Raw genomic sequence first — 20232 nt, 5'->3', positions numbered from 1 at the left:
ATCTTATGGTTTCAAAAAAGCCTTTCCCAACCCCTCTCCTTTGGAGAGGGGCTTTTAGTGTTGCTCAATCACCGATAAAAAGTTACCTGATGGATCTTTGAACCAGGCGATAAGCGGACCACCGCTTCTGTTAATGTTATCCTCATCGGTCTTCAGGTACACGCTGTCGTAACTTTCAAATTGAACACCTTTTTCTTTTAGGCCTTTTACCGTTGCTACAATATCCGTTACCGGGAAGTTGAGGATAGTATAAGAAGCGGGCTCGTGGTTGGGTTTGGGATAAACCAGGATATTGTTGCCGTTTCCTGCTATATGGATAGTAAGCATGCCGCCCATTTCGTCGTCTTTATCTACATCAAGGCCAAGGGTTTCTTTATAGAACTTTAGCGCTTCATCGATATCTTTTACCGAAAAGCCGCTGAATGCTTTTGAATCTTTTAACATGGTACGATGGTTTTACTGGTTTATAATAATGCGTTGATGATCAATCAAAATTACTGCCAATAATTAACCCCAAAACGCATAATTACGAGGTTAAGAAAGCCTCGCTCATCAGCACAAACTTATCATCTGGGATACCGAAATAAATTCGGCATGACGGGGATTAAATCCCAATATTCTCCAGATACTTGTAGCCACTGCCCGTATTTACCATCACCACCGTTTCACCGGGTTTTATCCAGTTATCGGCTTTAAGTTTTTTATAGGCCTGCCAAAGGGCAGCACCTTCGGGTGCCATCAGGATGCCCTGGGTGCGAGCAAGTTCTTTTACACTTGTTTCCATTTCGGCATCACTTACGGTAAGGGCAGTTCCACAGCTGTCTTTCAGTACGCGAAGAATCTCTTTATCAGCATAAGATTTTGGCACCCGCAAGCCATTGGCAATAGTAAAACCACCATCAGTAAAAGTGGCAGAAACATCGCCCCGGGTAAAGGCTTTTACTAATCCATCGCAACTTTCAGATTGTACAGCAACCATTCGGGGGCGTTTATCACCAATCCAACCCAGTGCGGCCATTTCGTTGAATGCTTTCCAGATGCCGATAAGGCCGGTGCCGCCGCCGGTTGGATAAAAGATCACGTCGGGCACTTGCCAGTTCAATTGCTCGGCAATTTCGTAGCCCATGGTTTTTTTACCTTCTACGCGGTAAGGTTCGCGCAGGGTTGATATCGGGAACCAGCCTTTTTCAGCAGCCAGCTCGTGTATCAATTTACCGCAATCACTTATGTTGCCGTCTATCTCCACCAGTTCGGCTCCGTATAGGCGGCATTCATCTTTAAATAACTGAGGGGTTTGTTTGGGCATGTACACAACGGCGCCCATCCCGGCATGCGCAGCGTATGCGGATAGCGCTCCCCCGGCGTTACCGGCCGTTGGGATAGCTATGGTTTTTACACCTAATTCTTTCGCCTTCGATACTGCCATGCTTATACCGCGGGCTTTAAAAGATCCTGTTGGGTTGCCCGCTTCATTCTTAAAAAATACTTGATTGCTTTTTGTGTCTTCGGGTAGATTTACCACAGGTAAAAGCGGCGTAAAGCCCTCTCCCATTGATGCCACGAATTTTGGATCTATAACGGGTAACATCTCGCGGTATCGCCACATATTTGCGGGGCGATCTTTCAAAACGTCTTTACTTAATGATATGGAAGTATCATAGCGGGCAAAAAGCGTGCTTTGGCAGTCTTGTTTTTTGCAAACGGTATTTAGTTGTGCGGCATTATAGGTGGCGCCGCATTGCGGGCATTGCAGATCTGTCAGGAAAGTATCTGTTCTCTCCTGTGTTAGTAGGCTTTCCATAGTATTTTGTAAATGCGAGGGCAAGGTATTAACATTGGCCGTTAAGGGCAAATAAACCTTGTAATGTTACATGCATTTAAAGTTTGTATAATGATAGGATAACAATGTGGCATGCAATGTGCCTTGTTGTTACAAAACTCCGGGTATGGGTATATGTTTAACCCTACCATTATTTTAAAATAAAAAGACCCGCTTTTGTGCGGGTCTTTTTATTTAATCTTAGCGCTCAGAAGCGAACGCTGATAATTTATAAGTATCAGTTCCGGATGTTGATGTTAACGTTATTTCCGGGATATCTACTTTTATTTTTCCGGCATCAGTAATACTAACCTGAACTTTAACGCCGGCTGCCCCTGCATAAGCAACATTTGAACTTGTTGCCTGTTGCGTTGCCGAAACTGCAATTTCATTTGCGGCTAAACCTGCTCCTACACCTTGTACAAGGTTATAAACACCCGCTGTTTGTGGTATTGCTTTAAAATAAACAGTTAATGTTGCATTCCTGTCTTTATTGCTATCTCTAAAAACAATTTTGCCTGCAGCGGTACCGGTTGGTTCGGTACGGGCCGATGTTACAACAAAATGAGCCACTCCGTTAAAGAACCAGCCACTATCTGAAATAACCGGATCTGCACCGTCTTTAGAACAAGCTGTAAATAATATAGCTATCGTAGCTACAAATAATGTCAGTTTTTTTTTCATAAATGATGTTTAGTTGATACGGACAAAGCCGTTATTAAAGCTTTCTAACGTTCCTGATTGTAAATTTGTTGTAACACAAAGGTACTCCTAATGTTCGTAAAAAACTTTTTGGCTCGAAATTAGTTAACAATGAGTTATTTATTATAAACTAAATATAATATAATTATGAAACTCAGAATAATATTTCCGATGCTCTTTGTTGCTGTTATCGCAGTTTCGAGCTGCGTTAGCACCGGCAAATACAAAGATTTACAAGCAAGGTACGATAAACTGGATAGCAACACCCGCGAAATGAAGGGCAAATACCTGTTAACAGAGCGTAACCTTGCCATTGCAACAGACCGCGTTAAAAGCCTTGACGACCAACTGGCCTCTGAAAGGGCAAACAACAAACAATTACAAAACGCACTTGATAAATGTTTAACATCAAGCGGCCAGGGTAACCTTAATATCTCTAAACTGGTTGATGAGATCAATCGCTCTAACCGCTATATCCAGGAATTGGTTAACGCTAAAAACAAAAGCGACTCTCTTAATATGGTGCTTACCAATAACCTAACCCGTTCATTAAATGCACAGGAAGCACAAGATGTTGATGTAAAAGTGCTTAAAGGCGTTGTTTATATTTCACTGGCCGATAATATGCTTTACAAATCGGGTAGTTATGAAATATCAGACAAAGCAGGCGCTACGCTTTCTAAAATTGCCAAGATCATTAAAGATTACAACAATTATGATGTGCTGATAGAAGGTAACACCGATAATGTGCCTATCTCGCAGAAAAACATCCGTAACAACTGGGATTTAAGTGCTTTAAGGGCATCATCTGTTGTTATGGCATTACAAACTAATTACCAGGTTGATCCTAAACGTTTAACCGCGGGTGGCCGTGGTGAATACAACCCAATTGCCGATAATAACACGCCAAACGGTAAAGCCCAAAACAGACGTACACAGATCATTATTACACCAAAACTTGATCAGTTTATGGACCTGATAGGTAAAGCACCTGAAAACCAACCGGCTAAACAATAACCTGATTAAACAGCCTATACAAAGGCCTTCCCTGCGGGAAGGCCTTTTTTATTTCATATTATTTAATAAATAATTATACTAAACCGATTTAATATTTTGCTAAATTGATTTAGTGTGTTTAACTTTAGGTAAACCAATACTACACCTAAAATAAACACAGTATGAGAAGAGTATTTACCCTCAGCCTTTTATCGGGCCTGTTGCTTGCATTTGCCTGCAACAAAAACGACGTAAAAAATAGTGCCGCAAACAAAACGGGTTCAACCGGCGCTGTTAAAGCAGTTAACGCAGCAAGTTCGCCCACGGCCTACGGTTGTTTTATGCTGGTTAATGTTGCATCAAACAAAGTACTCGAAGTAAATGGCGATGCATCATTGATGTTTGCCCAAAGTAACCCAAAAAATGTACAGCAATATGCAGGGCTTGATTTTGGCCCCGGTACATCACAAAACCAGAAATGGTACCTCATACAGCAAAACACGGGTTCGATAACAGGGACCACGCCTTTTAAAATACGCAACGTTGCCAACGGCATGTACCTTGAAGCACCTGATAATACCAGCGGCACACAATTGTTTATGGATCATGCTAACAATTTCCCCAGCCAGGTATGGTATTTACACCAAATAGGCACAAGCAATAATTATTATATACAAAATAATAATGGGCTGGTACTTACCAACGCAGGCTCATCGGCAAATAATGGCGCACCTATAAGCCAGGCCGCCCTTATAAATAACAATAGCCAATACTGGACGTTTAACAGTATCCCGGCAGAAGCCTATCGTGATGACGAGGTGGTACAGTTTTTCAGGCGTCGCTCCGGGTCTATAGCTTTTGATCAGGGCAGCAGTATACCACTTAGTTACGGCGCCAACAATGGCAAAGTGCTGTGGATAGGCGAGGATACTTATACCGATAACATTGGTACATGGAATGCTACTGATGGTACATTCCCTTGTTATGGCGGTAATACCATCCAGTTTTTTGATGTACGTAATTCAGCGCTTATCCAACCGGCCAGCCACAGCTGGGACCCGGCACAAACCACCAACCTTATTACCCATAACTCTACTTATAAATATGAGATACTGCCAAGCCCAAACCCTTCCGACCATGGGGGCACGTATACCTGGCCGGGCGTAGGGGTTGAAATAGGCAACCACGTTTATATGTACGCGCACGAAGGTGGTGGCTCTAATAACAAAACAGTTATTTATGATTTTACCGAAAATACCGGTGGCGTAGACTGGGGGACAGCGGTACGCCACACAGTGCCGGGACTGTCTGATCAAACAGCTATCGATTATCCTACCGGTATGGTAAAACCCAGCGACGGTTATGTGTATGCTTATGGAAACCTTTCTGATGCTTTTGGCGGCAAATACCTGTATGTGGCACGCTTTGCAACCGGTACACCATTTACCTGGCAATTTTGGAACGGCAGCGCCTGGGTATCTTCGCCATCAACAGATGGCGCCGCTCAATTAGGAACCAATGGTGGCAGCAGTAAAAGTGTATTGGCCAATAACAGCGTATCATACGTAAACGGCAAATATGTACTGGTTGAGATGGATTTTGGCTATGGATGCCCAAATCCTGCCGATCCGCATAACCTTTACATTTCAACCTCTACCAGCCCAACTGGTCCGTTCACCGCCAGGAAAAAAATGTATGCTATATCTGATAAGATAAACGGTGTGCTGTGCAATCATTATGTAACCAACATACACCCACAGTTTAACAATAGCCATAACGAATTGCTGGTAACCTATTGCTTAAACTATATAGGCTCATGCGGTAATCCTTGTACTAACAACAAAACCGATCCTTATTACTACCAGGTAAAAGCGGTTAGGATACCTTATTCAGCTGCCGGGCTGTAAAAAAAGAGGCCCTTTATTTAATAAAGGGCCTCTTTTTTCATTGATGGATAAATTACAAGTCGGGATGGCAGGATTTGAACCTACGACCTCCAGCACCCCATGCTGGCGCGATACCGGGCTACGCTACATCCCGAGAGAAATAACGCTGTAAATATAATACCCTGCTTCAAAAAATCAATTCGCGTTAGAAGCATCATCGCCTACTTGTTTTATTTTGAATGCGTTTAATAAAAAATAGTAGCCGCGGCAGTTATAAGATAGAAAGATTTCATTTACCACTCAGGCTACAATTTATGCAGTTAGGTTATCTATGGCGTTTGTTATTGCGTTACAAACTCCACTACGTTAACGCCGTTCAGCTTTTGCAGATCCTGCAATACAGCTAATGATTCCGGGTCTTTTGATGATGTTTTCTGGATAGCGATACGAATGCGGTCGGTATCATTATCAGGCGATGTGATCCTTACCTCTTTTATGCCGATGAGGTGTTTGCCTAATATCTCCTGAACTGTTTTTATATCTACCTGGCTTTTACCCGCCTCCAGGTTAATAGCTGTATATTTATTACGGTCAAATATTTTGCGTTCGATAGGTTTTATGGCTGCAAGGATAATAAATACGATAAGTGTAGTTGCAGCAGCCGGAATATAAAGACCACCGCCAACGGCTAAACCAATGGCGGCAACCGTCCACAAACCTGCAGCTGTGGTAAGGCCCTTTACTATTTCGCTCTTCATGAACAAGATGGTGCCGGCGCCAAGGAAACCTATCCCGCTGATCACCTGCGCGGCCACGCGCGAAGGATCAAGACCAACGCCCGGCTTGTTGATAACATCACCAAAGCCATCCATAGATACGATCATGGCCAGTGCCGAGCCAACACAAACCAGCATGTGGGTACGCAGGCCGGCAGCCCAATCATGTCGCTGGCGCTCCAGGCCAACTATGCTGCCCAGTAAGGCAGCAAGGCCAAGGCGTATCAGTATATCGGTTAACGCTATCATCGTTTAGCTAATTTAGTTAACTGTTTGCAAATGTTGCTCTTCAACCGCCATTACGTTATCTTTTTGTTTCAATTTCTCTTTACGCAGATAGCGCATGTGCAACAGGCCTATGCCAAGGGCGGCAATGCCTTCAAACAAAATGGTATCGGGTGCGCCTATCCATTTAGATACCGAACCTACCAACAAACCACCCACCGGCTGCAGGCCAAAAAAGGCCATAGCATAAAAGCTGATCACCCTGCCGCGCATGGCCGGCTCAACGCTGGTTTGTATCAATGTATTGCTGATGGTGATCTGCGACATCATCCCGAAACCGGCAATAGTGGCAAAAACCAAAGCCAGCCAATACGTATTCTCGTGAGAGAAAAGCACCAGCCCTATTCCAAATATCAGCGTGTTAATGCTGAGTATCTTTTTCAAATTGCTCCCTGCCTTTAACGAAGCCAGGAAAATGGCACCGCTAAATGCACCCAAACCTATCACGCTATCAATAACCCCAAAGGTGGTGGCATTACCTTTAAAAACCTCGCGGGCATAATACGGTATCAATGTACTGAACGGCAAAACCAGCAGACTTATCAGCCCGAGCATCATGATCACGAAGGATATAGAAGGTGTTCTTTTGAGATAGGAAAGCCCCTCTTTCAATTCGCCGAAAACATTCTTATTGTGTACCTGCTTCACATATTTTGGCAGGCGCATCATCAATAAAGATCCTAACACAGCAATAAAACTTACGGCATTAAGCACAAAGCAAAAGCCATCGCCCCAAGTCTCCAGTACAAAACCGGCAATGGCAGGGCCTATCAACCGCGAGAGGTTTACCATTGATGAATTTAAGGCCAGCGCATTGGGCAGGTCTTGCTTATCCTCTATCATTTCATAAACCAGGGATTGGCGGGCCGGTACATCAAAAGCGTTGATAGCACCAAGGATGACACTCAGCGTTAATATTTCCCAAACAGCATAATGTTTAAACAGTATAAGTACCGCAAGCAAAGTAGCCTGTATCATAGATGCCACCTGCGTGGAGAGTAAAACACGGAAACGGTTATACCTATCAGATACTACTCCGCCAAAAAGCGAAAGCATAAATGATGGGAACTGGCTGGCAAACAGCGTTAGTCCCAACATAAAGGTTGAATGCGTTAGCGTATAAATAACCCAACTTACAGCTGTTTTCTGCATCCAGGTGCCAATTAGGGATATAGATTGGCCGGCAAAATATAGGCGGTAGTTACGACTGCGGAAGGCTCTGAAAGTACTGATGTCCATTACTAAATCAACGACAAAATGCAGAACACAATTGTTTTTTTAAAGCATGTAATTATTAAATTACATAACACTAATATTTCAGTAGAATATGGCACAGAGATATTAATTTATACTTTATTTTCGTTTCATTAGGCAAACAATATACTGAGCGGTACATGACCCCTGCTGAAAATTACGATCTGCTCCTGGAGAAGATCAACGTTTTTATACGCAAATACCATTACAATAATCTGCTGCGCGGGTTGTTGTTTTTGGCGTCGGGCTTGTTTACGGGGTATATCGTTATCACGCTGTCTGAATATTTCGGCAATTTTAATACCGTTCCGCGTACCATTCTTTTTTACCTGTTTATCCTGCTTAACCTGGCTTTATTGGTTTGGTTGGTGGTGCCACCCATGCTGGCTATGCTGCGTTTGGGTAAAACGCTTAACCATGACGAGGCCGCGGAGATTATCGGTAAACATTTTTCTGATGTTAACGATAAATTGCTTAACACCCTGCAGCTTAAACGCCAGGCGGTTGAACAGCCCGAGCATCGCGAGTTATTGGAAGCCAGCATTAATCAGCGAATCGAAACTTTGCGACCGGTAAGCTTTCCATCGGCGGTGAACATCCGTGAGAACAATAAATACCTCAAGTGGGTTATCCCACCTGCGGCTGTTATTTGTGTGATAGCTTTTGCGGCGCCGTCGGTATTAACAGATAGTACCAACAGGCTTATCCATCACAATAAATATTTTGCGCCAAAAGCTCCTTTTCAGTTCGAGGTATTGAACCGGAGTCTTTCTGCAGTTCAGGGTCAGGATCTAAAGCTCGACATAAAACTAAGTGGCGATAAACTGCCTAATGATGTCTACGTTGAAACAGGCAATACCACCTTTAAGCTGGATAAAGAAAGCATCAGCCGGTTTCATTATACGTTCAATAATCTGCAAAAGAGTGTAACCTTTAGATTATCGGGCAACGGTTTCTCTTCTATTCCTTATGAAATAAAAGTGGGCTTAAAACCGGTATTGCTTCATTTTGATGCTGAGATTACCTATCCTGCTTATCTGCACAAGCAAAAAGAAACTATATCTAACGCAGGCGATATCACTATCCCCGCAGGAACAGTTGTTAACTGGAAGTTTTTTACGCAAAATGCATCCGGGCTGGCGTTCAATATTGGGGGTAAGAAGACCGAATTACAGGAACAGGCCGATAATACTTTTACCCATTCAGAGCGAATAATTAAACCATCAACCTATTCCCTTACTCCTATAAATGCAAGTGTGAATACGTTGGATTCGGCGGGATATAAGATTAACGTGGTGGCCGATGAAGCACCATCTATACAGGTTGAGGAAAAGCCCGACTCGGTAAGTATAAAGGCTTTTTATTTTAACGGACAGGTAGCTGACGACCACGGCTTTTCGTCACTAAACTTTTGCTACCGCGTTGGAGATAAGGCAAACGCGCTAAAACGCATTCCGGTAAAAGCATCTTTAAACGCAACAGAAGCAGGCTTTTTTTATTTCTGGAACATTAAAGACCTGCGTGTAAAAGCCGGCGAACCGGTTACCTACTTTTTTGAAGTGGCAGATAACGATGGCGTGAGTGGCCCAAAAACAGCCCGTACCCCTGAACGCACACTCAACATGCCAGATGCTGCCGCCATGGCAGAGCAGCTAAATGCCGGTACGCAAGCCGTTAAGCAAAAAATGCAATCGGCAGTTAAACTGGCTGGGCAAATAGAAAAATCAGCTCAAAAGCTGAATGAAAATTTCCTGGAGAAGAATAACCTGTCATTCGATGAAAAGAAACAGGTTGAGGAACTGCTGCAGAAAAAGAAGGATCTGGACGGGCTGGTAAAAGAGATCCAAGCCGATAACAAAAAGAACCTGTACAACCGCCAGGAAAACCAGCAGCAAACACAGGAGTTGATGGATATGCAGAAGCAGATTGAGGATCTGTTTAAAAATGTACTCGATGAAAAAACCCAGCAGATGTTGGAGAATCTTCAAAAAATGCTGCAGGAAAACCAGAAAGATGGTACCCGCGATGAGCTTTCTAAAATGCAAATGGATAACAAATCGCTAAAAAAAGAGCTGGATCGCATATTGGAGCTGTACAAAAAATTGGATTTTGAACAGAAAGTAAATCAAACGGTAAATCAACTGAACCAGCTGGCAAGTGAGCAGCAGAAGCTATCCGAGCAAACAAAAAAGGCGGGCAATAACGCGCAGGATCTTCAGCAGCAGCAAAAACTGAATCAGCAGTTTGATGATATTAAAAAACAGCTAAATGATTTGCAGAAAACTAACGAGCAAACCGGCAACAAACAGAACTTTAAAAACCCGCAGGCCGAGCAGCAGGAGATCAGTAAGGATATGCAACAGGGTGCCGAGAATTTAAAAAATAACAATCGCCAAAAGGCATCAGAATCTCAACAGGGGGCCGCGCAAAAAATGCAGCAGATGGCGCAAAAAATGCAGGAAGACGATGCTGAAGGCCAGGAAAGCAATAATGCTGTGGATACCCGCCAACTGCGCGAGTTATTAAAATCGTTGGTAAATAGTTCTTTCAATCAGGAGAAAATTATGCAATCGTTGAGGGGTATAAGTCCGCAGGACCCGAACTATACGGCCCTTGCCCAAAAACAAAAAGACGTTAAAGACAATTTAAAAACGGCAGAGGATAGCCTTTATTCTTTAAGCCGGCGTATACCACAGATACAATCTTCCGTTAATAAAGAAATTACGGGAATAAATGAGCATATTGACAAAGCTTTGGACGATATGGGCGAGCGCCGTACAGCCGAAGCCGGCCGCAATCAACAATTTGCCATGACATCCATGAACAACCTGGCACTGATGTTGAGCGAAGCGCTTGATCAATTGCAAAAACAGAAGAGCAAAAGCGGTAAAGGCAAGGGTAACCAACAATCATTACAACAGTTGAGCAAAATGCAGCAACAGTTGAACAAAAATATGCAGCAGGCGCGCGAGCAAATGCAAAAAGAAGGCAACCAGCCACAGCCCGGTAAAAGTGGGCAAAACGGTATGAGTGAGCAGTTTGCGAAGATGGCGCGCCAGCAACAGATGATAAGGCAATCATTGCAGCAGCTAAATCGTGAAAACAATAAAGACGGCAGGAACGGTCTCGGTAATTTGGATAAAATTTCAAAAGAAATGGAACAAACCGAGAACGATCTCGTAAACAAGAAAATAACTGACGATGCTTTGAAGCGCCAGCAACAGATACAAACCAGGTTGCTTGAGGCCGAAAAGGCTGAGCAGGAACGCGAGCAGGACCAGAAGCGGGAGAGTAAAGCGGGGAAAGACCTGCCGCCGGGCTATATTAAGGCTTTGCAGAATTATGAAGCTGTAAAAGCTAAACAAACCGAAAGATTAAGGACCGCCCCTCCGGCTCTTAATTTATACTATAAACAAAAAATTAAACACTACTTTGATCAACTTAATGCAAAATGATATGGAACAGGCAAATGTTCACGCAGCAGGGGAGCTTTACACATTACAGCTGCCATCAAAGGTTGAAAGCATAACACAGCTTGAGGCTTTGATAGAAGAAGTTGCTGACAAATACCAGGTGAGCGAGGATACTTTTGCCAATATGATGACCTGCCTTAACGAGGCGGTAATGAACGCTATTTTACACGGCAACAAGCAGGACGAAAATAAAACTGTTTTTGTTAACGTAGAAGTTGATGGCCGCCGCATGGTTTGGACCATTGCAGACGAAGGCCCGGGCTTTGATTACAACAATCTGCCTGATCCTACAGCTGCCGATAGGCTGGAAGAACTTACCGGCCGTGGCGTGTTCATTTTAAAACATCTTGCAGACCAGTGTGCCTATAATGCATCAGGCAACGAGGTTGAACTTCACTTTAAGATATAATGCCCGCAATTAGTTTTTTTGAAGAGGATATTGCCTACAAGCTAAAGAATAAAACAGCGGTTCGTAAATGGTTAAAAGATACCATTGAGGCCGAAGGATACAAGCTGCGCGAGCTGAACTACATTTTTTGTTCTGACGATTACCTGCTGAAAATAAATCAGCAGTACCTTGATCACGATACCTACACCGATATCGTGACTTTTGATAACTCGGAAGAAGAAGGCATCATCGTGAGCGATATCTTTATTTCGATAGATCGCATTCTCGAGAACGCTGCAAAGTTTAACGTTACCGAAACGCATGAGTTGCACCGTGTTATTATACATGGTGCTTTGCATTTACTGGGATACAAGGATAAATCGGCTGCTGATAAGCAAAAAATGACATCTAAAGAAGATTTCTATTTGGATAAAAGAGGTTTTTAATCCCTACATTTATCGCACTAAATTATTCATCTCCAATTAGTCACAGAACATGAAAGCATTTGCATTGATACTGGCAATGATGTTCGTTACATCTGCCCCATCTACAGTTTATACCTTTAAACTTAAAAACATCGACGGTAAAGACTTCTCTTTATCTAAATACAAAGGCAAAAAATTATTGATCGTTAACACAGCTTCAAAATGCGGATTTACTCCTCAATATGCTGAATTACAAAAACTTGCAGATCAATACAAAGACAAAGTTGTTGTAGTTGGTTTCCCTGCAAATAACTTTGGCGGCCAGGAACCTGGCACTAACACCGATGTAAAAGAGTTTTGCCAGAAAAACTTCGGCGTAACGTTCCCGCTTAGCGAAAAAGTAAGTGTAAAAGGTGATGATATCGCCCCTATTTTCAAATACCTTACTGCTGAGCCAAACCCTGATTTTACCGGCGAGATCAAATGGAATTTTGAGAAATTCCTTATCGACGAGAACGGCAAGCTGATACACCGCTACCGCTCTGCTGTTAAGCCGTTATCAGAAGAGATAACTAAAGAATTATAATTGAAAAAGGGAGCTTAACGCTCCCTTTTTTGTTTTTCAAACTATGTTATTTCGAGCGAGCAGAAGGCCGGGCATGTGCGCAGGGGCTACGAGAAATCTTCTACGAAAAATAAGCAATCGTAAGTATCGCAAGTAGAAGATCTCTCCTCGTACTTCGTTCGAAATGACATGTTAGGTTATAACGCGCGGCAATAGCATGTGGGATGCTGAAACAAGTTCAGCATGACGCTATGGAAGCGCGATGTGTTAATTATCCCCTTTCTTCTCTGCCTTCTCCTTAGCTTCTTTAGCGGCCTTTTCCTTGTCTTCCTGGGCCTTTTGTTTCGCCTTCTGTATCTTTTCTAACGAATCCTTTTTGGCTTTCTCTTTCTTCTTAAAAAAGCCCCTCAGTAAGAAATTATGCTGGGCAGCCTTCAGGTCTTCGTTTAGCGTTGCTGTTGTGGCATGTACACCCTTCATGGTGGTTTGGGCCTGTTTAACAGTACCTTCAAGGTCTTTGGCTATTTGCTCGTTGTTCAATAAGCGCCCAATGCTGCCTTTTCCGCTGTTTACCTTGTTAACAATGGCAGATAGCCCTTCGGTTATCTTTTCTGCGTTATCGGCTATCTTAGTAAGCTTGTTGATCACCTTATCCACATCAACAGGATTAATGCCGGTAAGTTTATCCCCGTTATTTACCTCAGTGGTGCTGGTAATGCCGCCGGGTGCAATTACCACAAGCTTATCCCCCATCAACCCATCGCTGCCTATGCTGAGTTTGCAATCGGTTTTAATGAATTTTTTCACGGTATTATTCAGCGTAAGGTCAACCCGTACCGAGCTATCGTTTACAATGTTAATGGCCTCAACTACGCCTACATTTATACCCGCAAAGCGTACGTTGTTGCCCACCGTTAGCCCGCTCACGTTCTTAAACATCCCGTAAACACGGAATGTAGAACTGAACATGCTTTTCTGATTGCCGATGTAAAACACCGCCAGGAATAGTACTAACAACCCAATAATGGTGAAAATACCAATTTTTACTTTTTGGGATGATGTAGTTTTCATTTGGTTTGGTTAAAAAATGATCTTATAAATTCGTCGTCCGATTTTTCCAGCTCCTCGTATGAGCCTTCGGCTATGTATTCTCCATCGTTCATGATCACTATCCTGTCGGCAGTAATGCGTGCGCATTCCATATCATGGGTAATAATGATGGATGATGTTTTGTACTTCTGTTGCATGTGCAATATCAGCTCACTTATCTCGCGCGAGGTGATGGGGTCTAATCCTGTAGTTGGTTCATCATACAGCATAATTTCGGGCTGCATGATCAGTGTACGGGCAAGGCCGGCGCGTTTGCGCATCCCGCCGGATAGATCTGATGGCATTTTATCAATAGCATCTATCAATCCTACGCCATCCAATACTTCTTCTACCTTCTGGTCTATTTCGTTTTGATCGGTCAACCTTTTTATTCTCGTAAGCGGGAATTCCATGTTATCGCGCACGGTCATGGAATCATATAAAGCACCGCTCTGGAACAGGAAACCGATTTTGGTACGCAGCTCTTTAAGCTGTAGTTCATTCATTTGAGATACATCCTCACCAAAAACTTTTACCGTACCGTTATCAGGCGTAAGCAAGCCAACAATACATTGGATAGTAACCGATTTACCCTGACCTGATTTGCCCAGCACCACCACATTCTCCCCGCGCTTCAATTTCAGGTTGATATCCCTCAACACATTCTTAGTATCGAAAGATTTTGAAATATGGTCAATATCCACCACTATCTCGTTCTTATCAGCAGGCTTTCTTTGTTCAATATGTTTCTCTGCTGTTTCCATCTATCTGTAGAATAAAATGCTGGTGATCTGTACGGCAATAGCATCAATAACAAAGATCCAAAGTGAAGCGGTTACTACGGCAGAGTTAGCTGCAAGGCCCACACTTTCAGTGCCTTTATTGGAGTTATATCCTTTATAGCATCCCACAAAACCTATCGCGAAGCCAAAAAACACGGTCTTTACCACTGCAGGCAGCAGATCCATAAACTCTAATGCCGATATACATTTAGTGAAGTATAGTTTAAAAGAAATATCGTCGGTAAAATTGAGAGCCAGAAAACCGCCGGCAAGGCCTATGGCATCACCTATCAAGGTTAACAGCGGCACCATAAACGCAGTAGCCAGCACTCGTGTAACCACAAGATATTGCAGTGGGTTAGCGCCCGATACTTCCATGGCATCTATCTGCTCGGTAACCTTCATGCTGCCCAGCTCTGCACCAATACCAGAGGCTACCTTACCGGCACAAATAATGGCAATGATTACCGGCCCTATTTCGCGTACAAAAGATACAGCCAGCGTTTTAGGCAGCATACTCTCTGCCCCTAACTCTAATAATGACGGCCGTAGCTGAAGGATGAGCACCAAGCCCATAATAAACGAGGTAATACCCACCAGCATCATGGAGCGGTAGCCTATCTCATAACATTGCCGCACAAACTCCGACCACTCAAACCCACCCCTAAATAAGTTGCGGAAAAAGCCGGAAAAGAAAACGCCCTGATCGCCAACGCCTTCCAGCCACTTTTTATATCCTGTAACTGCCTGTTCTGCCATAAGTTAAATACTTGCAGGTATAAACAAATTGTTTGTCAAATGTTTCACAAGGCCGAATATTATTGCGCATTAGGCTGGCGCACCGGTATCTATATGATAAATTGACGGTCTACTATTGTTTAAAATCCCGAAGGATAGTATTTGCTAAACACCTGATATTTCTGTTTTGTTTAAAAACGGAAATCTGTATCAAATCGCTGATTTTCTTTAGGGCTATTATGATAAGAAACACCAAAGTAAATTAATAAATGTTTAAACACACAATTATCAATCTACAATATAATTATGCGTAATTTTGCCGGTTAATACAGGTACTATGGCATATAAAGCAATAATTGCCGGTGCAAGCGGTTTAATAGGCAGCAAATTGTTAGATATTCTGCTGCAGAAAGCGCAGTATAGCGAGGTGTTGGTGCTGGTGAGGCGCGAGCTTCCCCTTAGTCACCCTAAGCTGGCGCAGTTGGTTATTGATTTCGATGACTTGGATAATTATGCAGCCGCCATTACAGGCCATGCAATATTCAGCTGCCTGGGCACAACCAAAGGGCAAACGCCGGATAAAGCCGAGTATCGCAAAATAGACCATGATTACCCCGTTAAGCTTGCGCAATTAGCTAAGCAGAACGGTGTTAAACAATTTCACCTTATAAGTGCGGTAGGTGCTAATAAAAACGCATCTAACAGCTACTTAAAGCTAAAAGGCGAAGTAGAAGATGATGTGGAAAAGGTAGGCATACCTGTGCTGCATATCTATGAACCATCGATGCTGGTAGGTGAGCGTAAGGAGAAGCGATTAGCCGAAACTATCATTAACGGGATATTTAAAGTAATAGATCCGCTGTTGGTAGGCGGTTTAAAGAAATACCAAAGCATTAAAGCCCCGCAATTGGCATGGGCCATGTACAAACTTTCTTTAGATGATGCCGAGGGCACATTTATACATACAACAGATAAAATCAAACAGATAAAGTGAGCGCATCTTTTATATCGGCCGAAAATTTGGGCCATTCTTTTCATGATAACTGGTTATTTAAAAATGTAACCGTTGGTATTAACCGTGGGCGCCGTGTTGCCCTTGTGGGTGTTAACGGTGCCGGAAAAAGCACGCTGCTAAAAATACTTTCAGGATCGCTTAAGCCAACCGAAGGTAAAGTAGCACAAGCCAAAGAACTTAACGTTGGTTATCTTGAGCAAGATCCTGATTTTAAAGGAGCGCTTACCATCAGCGATTATATTTTCCATGCTGATAACAAACAGCAGCAAGCCATCCGCAAGTACGAAGAGTTATTAGAGAACGATCCGGACAATATGGATGCTCTTAATAAAGTGATGGAAGAGCTGAGCGAGATAGATGCCTGGGAGTATGAGTACAAGATCAAAACCATTTTAGGCCGACTTGATATACATCACCTTAATCAGCAGATAACCACATTATCGGGCGGGCAGAAGAAACGTTTGGCTTTAGCTAAACTTTTAATTGAAGACCCTGAACTTTATGTTTTAGATGAGCCAACCAACCACCTTGATATTGATACTATTGAGTGGCTGGAGAAACTATTGACAGAGGGCAGCAAAACCATCTTGATGGTTACACACGACAGGTATTTCCTGGATAACGTTTGTAACGAAATTTTGGAGATTGATAAAGGCAAGATCATCCCCTACGCCGGCAACTATGCTTATTACCTGGAGAAGAAAGCCGAGCGCGAAGCCGCAGATGAGGCATCGTTCCAGAAGAATAGCAACCTGCTGCGTAAAGAGCTGGAGTGGATGCGCAGGCAACCAAAAGCAAGGGGTACCAAATCTAAATCGCGTATTGATGCGTTTTATGATCTGGAAGCCAAAACCAAAAATGGTGGGCCAAAGCAAAATGTTGAGCTGAGCGTTAAAACCGCCCGACAGGGTAACAAAATAATGGAGTTGCATGATGTAACCAAAGGTTTCAGTGGCAACACTTTTGTAAACGATTTTACTTACACCTTTAAAAAAGGCGACCGTATAGGTTTGGCCGGAAAGAACGGTAGCGGTAAATCAACCCTTCTTAACCTTATCACAGGCAATCTTCAACCCGATAGCGGTAAGATTGATACCGGTGAAACTACTGTGATGGGTTACTTTAACCAGGCTGGTTTAACCTTTAAGGATGACGACCGGGTGATTGATATAGTAAAGAACGTTGCTGAATTTATTACCATGGCCGATGGTAAAACCATTTCGGCCTCAGCCCTGCTCACCTTGTTCTTATTCCCCCCTGCCAAGCAATATGGCATGGTGGCTAAGCTGAGTGGTGGTGAAAAGAAACGCCTTCATCTGATGAAGATCTTGATGAAGAACCCCAATTTCCTGATATTGGATGAGCCAACCAACGATCTGGACATTGACACACTCAACGTTCTGGAAGAGTTCCTGATGACCTACCCCGGCATCCTGATGTTGGTATCGCACGACCGTTATCTGTTGGATAAAATGGCCGAGCAATTATTCATTATGGAACCGGGTGGCCATGTAAGGATCTTCAACGGTAACTATTCATCATATAGGACTGAGCTGGAAGAAAGCAAACAACAGGCTAAGAAACCGGCGCCTGTTACAGCCCCTACTCCTGCGCCGCAGGCTAAAAAGAGTAAACTATCTTTTAAAGAAGAGAAAGAATTAGAGGGGCTGGAAAAAGAAATAGCAGAACTGGAAGATAAAAAAGCAAGAGCAAGCGAGGCCCTCAACAAAACTGGGATTGACGCAAAAACCTTGTCTGATACAACAGATCTGTTAGACAAACTTGACGCCCAACTTGAGGAGAAGACTATGCGCTGGATGGAATTATCAGAACTAAAAGAAGCTTAATAACACGGCATGAAACAGTCTGATATCATTGCATCTGTTGGGGTAACTATCCTGTTAGCGGCCTTTGTGTTTAACCTTTTTAAGGTACTAAACACACAGAGCAGGGTTTATTCGGCTATGAATTTTATAGGGGCGGCTATATGTGGCTACTCCTCTTATTTAATAGAATTTTATCCTTTTGTTGTACTTGAAGGTATATGGGCAGCATTTGGATTGTACTCGTTTTTCAATGTTCCACGTGGAACATCTAATTGATATTTTAAAGAATGTTCCACGTGGAACATCACCATTAATATGTTTAAGAAGTATAATGTTATTGTAGTTGGTGCGGGTCATGCGGGCTGTGAAGCTGCTGCTGCTGCTGCCAATTTAGGTTCATCTGTGTTGCTTATTACCATGAATATGGGCACCATTGCACAGATGAGTTGTAACCCTGCAATGGGTGGTGTGGCTAAAGGACAGATAGTGCGCGAGGTAGATGCTTTGGGTGGATACTCGGGTATTATCACCGATAAAACGTCTATCCAGTTCAGGATGCTGAACCAGTCTAAAGGCCCGGCTATGTGGAGCCCACGTGCCCAAAGCGACCGCATGCGCTTTGCTGAAGAGTGGCGTTTAGCCCTTGAACGTACCCCTAATGTTGACATGTGGCAGGATACAGTAACTTCTCTTTTAATAAAGAATAATACTGTTGCAGGCGTAAAAACTTCTATAGGTGTAGAGATAGAGGCCGATGCAGTTGTACTTACCAATGGTACTTTTTTGAATGGGATTATCCATATTGGTGAGAAGAAATTTGGCGGTGGCAGAACAGGTGAAAAAGCTGCTACAGGCCTTACCGAACAACTGGTAACCTTGGGCTTTGAAGCAGGCCGTATGAAGACCGGTACTCCACCCCGTGTAGATGGGCGCAGCCTTAATTACTCGTTGATGGAAGAACAATGGGGCGATACTGTCAGGGGCAAATTCTCTTACACCGATGTACAGGGTATAGAGGAGCAACGCTGCTGCTGGATAACTTATACCAACAGCAATGTGCACGAAACACTGAAAGAAGGCTTTGAAAAATCACCAATGTTTACCGGCCGTATCAAAGGTTTAGGCCCACGGTATTGCCCATCCATTGAAGACAAGATCAACCGTTTTGCAGAGCGCGACAGGCACCAGATCTTTGTAGAACCTGAAGGATTAAATACAGTTGAGATCTATGTAAATGGTTTCTCAACCTCGTTACCTGAAGATGTACAGTACCGTGCTTTGACCCAAATACCGGGATTTGAGACCGCCAAAATGTTCCGGCCTGGTTATGCCATAGAGTACGATTTCTTCCCCCCTACGCAGCTAAGTTTAACGCTTGAAACCAAACAGATCAGCAACCTGTATTTTGCCGGCCAGATAAATGGTACTACCGGTTATGAAGAGGCAGCGTCTCAGGGTTTCATTGCGGGCATCAATGCGCATCAAAAGATCAACGATAAACATGAACTGATATTGAAAAGATCAGAGTCATACATAGGTGTATTGATAGATGACCTGGTAACAAAAGGCACAGAAGAACCTTATCGTATGTTCACTTCAAGGGCCGAACACCGACTGTTACTTCGCCAGGATAATGCCGATATCAGGTTAAGTCCTATTGGCCATGAGCTGGGTTTGATCAATGATGAACGACTGGAGAAAGTGAATGCCAAGATCAAAAACTCTGACGATATAGTAGCTTTCACAAAAGCTAAAAGTATTGAGCCCAGTAAAGTAAATGCCATACTGGAAGAGAACGGTACTTCAGCCATCCCTCAAAACACAAAGCTTTTCAATTTATTAAGCCGCCCACAGGTAGGCTTTGATGAGCTGAAAGCCGCAGATAATTCATTACAAGAGCTGTTATCAAAATATGATAAAGAAACTATTGAGCAGGCTGAAATAAAAATCAAATACGAGAGTTACTTTATCAAAGAGATGGAGATAGTTGACAAGATGAAAAAAATGGAAGACCGTGAGATCAATCCAAATTTTGATTATAGTCAATTGGGTTCGCTATCAAAAGAGGCTCGTGAAAAACTGAGTAGAATAAAGCCACGTACTTTAGGCCAGGCATCTCGTATCTCGGGCGTTTCTCCGTCAGATGTGTCGGTTTTGATGGTGCATGTATCGCGATAGAGCATAAATTATTGATTTACAGATAATTATAAAAT

The 20232-nt window shown here is 43.2% G+C and carries 18 protein-coding genes and 1 tRNA gene; 10 read left to right on the top strand and 9 right to left on the bottom strand.

The genetic code is table 11. The features are described from left to right. Positions 1-54: 54 nt before the first annotated feature. The 3 genes from D0C36_RS14185 to D0C36_RS14175 form a co-directional block, all read right to left on the bottom strand. Entirely contained in the window at positions 55-444 is a 390-nt protein-coding gene (locus tag D0C36_RS14185; protein ID WP_117392275.1) for a VOC family protein, read from the bottom strand. Positions 445-604: 160 nt separating this feature from the next. Continuing rightward, positions 605-1801 (bottom strand): threonine synthase, encoded by a 1197-nt coding sequence (locus D0C36_RS14180; protein WP_117392274.1) that lies wholly within the window; start codon positions 1799-1801, stop codon positions 605-607. Between the two features lie 219 nt (positions 1802-2020). Beyond that, complete coding sequence (locus D0C36_RS14175) at positions 2021-2503, bottom strand: hypothetical protein (RefSeq protein ID WP_117392273.1); 483 nt, start codon at positions 2501-2503, stop codon at positions 2021-2023. Positions 2504-2668: 165 nt separating this feature from the next. Between D0C36_RS14175 and D0C36_RS14170 the strand changes: the two genes are divergently transcribed. Both D0C36_RS14170 and D0C36_RS14165 read left to right on the top strand, forming a co-directional pair. Then, a complete protein-coding gene (locus tag D0C36_RS14170; protein WP_199502022.1) occupies positions 2669-3538 on the top strand; it encodes an OmpA/MotB family protein in 870 nt (289 codons plus the stop codon). Positions 3539-3699: 161 nt separating this feature from the next. After that, positions 3700-5424, top strand: a complete 1725-nt coding sequence (locus D0C36_RS14165; protein ID WP_117392271.1) for an RICIN domain-containing protein — start codon at positions 3700-3702, stop codon at positions 5422-5424. Positions 5425-5483: 59 nt separating this feature from the next. On the opposite strand, the gene D0C36_RS14160 is transcribed toward D0C36_RS14165, so the two are convergent. From D0C36_RS14160 to D0C36_RS14150, 3 genes are all read right to left on the bottom strand, one after another. Further along, positions 5484-5557: transfer RNA gene (locus D0C36_RS14160), tRNA-Pro, on the bottom strand. A 187-nt stretch (positions 5558-5744) separates the two neighbouring features. Then, positions 5745-6428, bottom strand: a complete 684-nt coding sequence (locus D0C36_RS14155; RefSeq protein ID WP_117392270.1) for an MgtC/SapB family protein — start codon at positions 6426-6428, stop codon at positions 5745-5747. A gap of 12 nt (positions 6429-6440) precedes the next feature. Continuing rightward, a complete protein-coding gene (locus D0C36_RS14150) occupies positions 6441-7703 on the bottom strand; it encodes an MFS transporter (RefSeq protein WP_117392269.1) in 1263 nt (420 codons plus the stop codon). A gap of 155 nt (positions 7704-7858) precedes the next feature. Here D0C36_RS14150 and D0C36_RS14145 point away from each other — a divergent pair, with 155 nt between their 5' ends. From D0C36_RS14145 to D0C36_RS14130, 4 genes are read left to right on the top strand one after another with little or no spacing between them, the layout of a single operon-like run. Then, positions 7859-11173 (top strand): DUF4175 family protein, encoded by a 3315-nt coding sequence (locus D0C36_RS14145; RefSeq protein WP_117392268.1) that lies wholly within the window; start codon positions 7859-7861, stop codon positions 11171-11173. Between the two features lies 1 nt (position 11174). Next, positions 11175-11600, top strand: coding sequence for an ATP-binding protein (locus tag D0C36_RS14140; protein ID WP_117392760.1), 426 nt, complete (start codon positions 11175-11177; stop codon positions 11598-11600). After that, on the top strand, positions 11600-12025 hold the full coding sequence (ybeY, locus tag D0C36_RS14135; RefSeq protein ID WP_117392267.1) for an rRNA maturation RNase YbeY: 426 nt from the start codon (positions 11600-11602) through the stop codon (positions 12023-12025). Before D0C36_RS14140 ends, ybeY begins: the two co-directional genes overlap by 1 nt. A gap of 49 nt (positions 12026-12074) precedes the next feature. Further along, complete coding sequence (locus tag D0C36_RS14130; protein ID WP_117392266.1) at positions 12075-12590, top strand: glutathione peroxidase; 516 nt, start codon at positions 12075-12077, stop codon at positions 12588-12590. Positions 12591-12836: 246 nt separating this feature from the next. On the opposite strand, the gene D0C36_RS14125 is transcribed toward D0C36_RS14130, so the two are convergent. Genes D0C36_RS14125 through D0C36_RS14115 form a run of 3 tightly spaced genes read right to left on the bottom strand, consistent with a single transcriptional unit; the run spans position 12837 to position 15199 of the window. After that, on the bottom strand, positions 12837-13640 hold the full coding sequence (locus D0C36_RS14125) for an MlaD family protein (RefSeq protein WP_117392265.1): 804 nt from the start codon (positions 13638-13640) through the stop codon (positions 12837-12839). Further along, positions 13637-14422: an ABC transporter ATP-binding protein gene (locus tag D0C36_RS14120; RefSeq protein ID WP_117392264.1), complete on the bottom strand. Its 786-nt coding sequence runs from the start codon at positions 14420-14422 to the stop codon at positions 13637-13639. Before D0C36_RS14120 ends, D0C36_RS14125 begins: the two co-directional genes overlap by 4 nt. Then, positions 14423-15199 (bottom strand): MlaE family ABC transporter permease, encoded by a 777-nt coding sequence (locus D0C36_RS14115; RefSeq protein WP_117392263.1) that lies wholly within the window; start codon positions 15197-15199, stop codon positions 14423-14425. 316 nt (positions 15200-15515) lie between these two features. Between D0C36_RS14115 and D0C36_RS14110 the strand changes: the two genes are divergently transcribed. From D0C36_RS14110 to mnmG, 4 genes are read left to right on the top strand one after another with little or no spacing between them, the layout of a single operon-like run. Further along, positions 15516-16172 (top strand): NAD(P)H-binding protein, encoded by a 657-nt coding sequence (locus tag D0C36_RS14110; protein ID WP_117392262.1) that lies wholly within the window; start codon positions 15516-15518, stop codon positions 16170-16172. Further along, on the top strand, positions 16169-18040 hold the full coding sequence (abc-f, locus tag D0C36_RS14105; protein ID WP_117392261.1) for a ribosomal protection-like ABC-F family protein: 1872 nt from the start codon (positions 16169-16171) through the stop codon (positions 18038-18040). The genes D0C36_RS14110 and abc-f overlap by 4 nt, the downstream gene beginning before the upstream one ends. A 9-nt stretch (positions 18041-18049) precedes the next feature. After that, the gene (locus D0C36_RS14100) at positions 18050-18295 is read left to right on the top strand and encodes a CBU_0592 family membrane protein (protein ID WP_199502021.1); all 246 of its coding nucleotides are present in this window, start codon (positions 18050-18052) and stop codon (positions 18293-18295) included. A 39-nt stretch (positions 18296-18334) separates the two neighbouring features. Next, positions 18335-20197, top strand: a complete 1863-nt coding sequence (gene mnmG / locus D0C36_RS14095) for a tRNA uridine-5-carboxymethylaminomethyl(34) synthesis enzyme MnmG (RefSeq protein ID WP_117392260.1) — start codon at positions 18335-18337, stop codon at positions 20195-20197. Positions 20198-20232 lie beyond the last annotated feature (35 nt).

Source organism: Mucilaginibacter conchicola, from assembly GCF_003432115.1.
Lineage (GTDB): Bacteria > Bacteroidota > Bacteroidia > Sphingobacteriales > Sphingobacteriaceae > Mucilaginibacter > Mucilaginibacter conchicola.
This window is presented reverse-complemented; position numbering and strand designations above follow the sequence as displayed.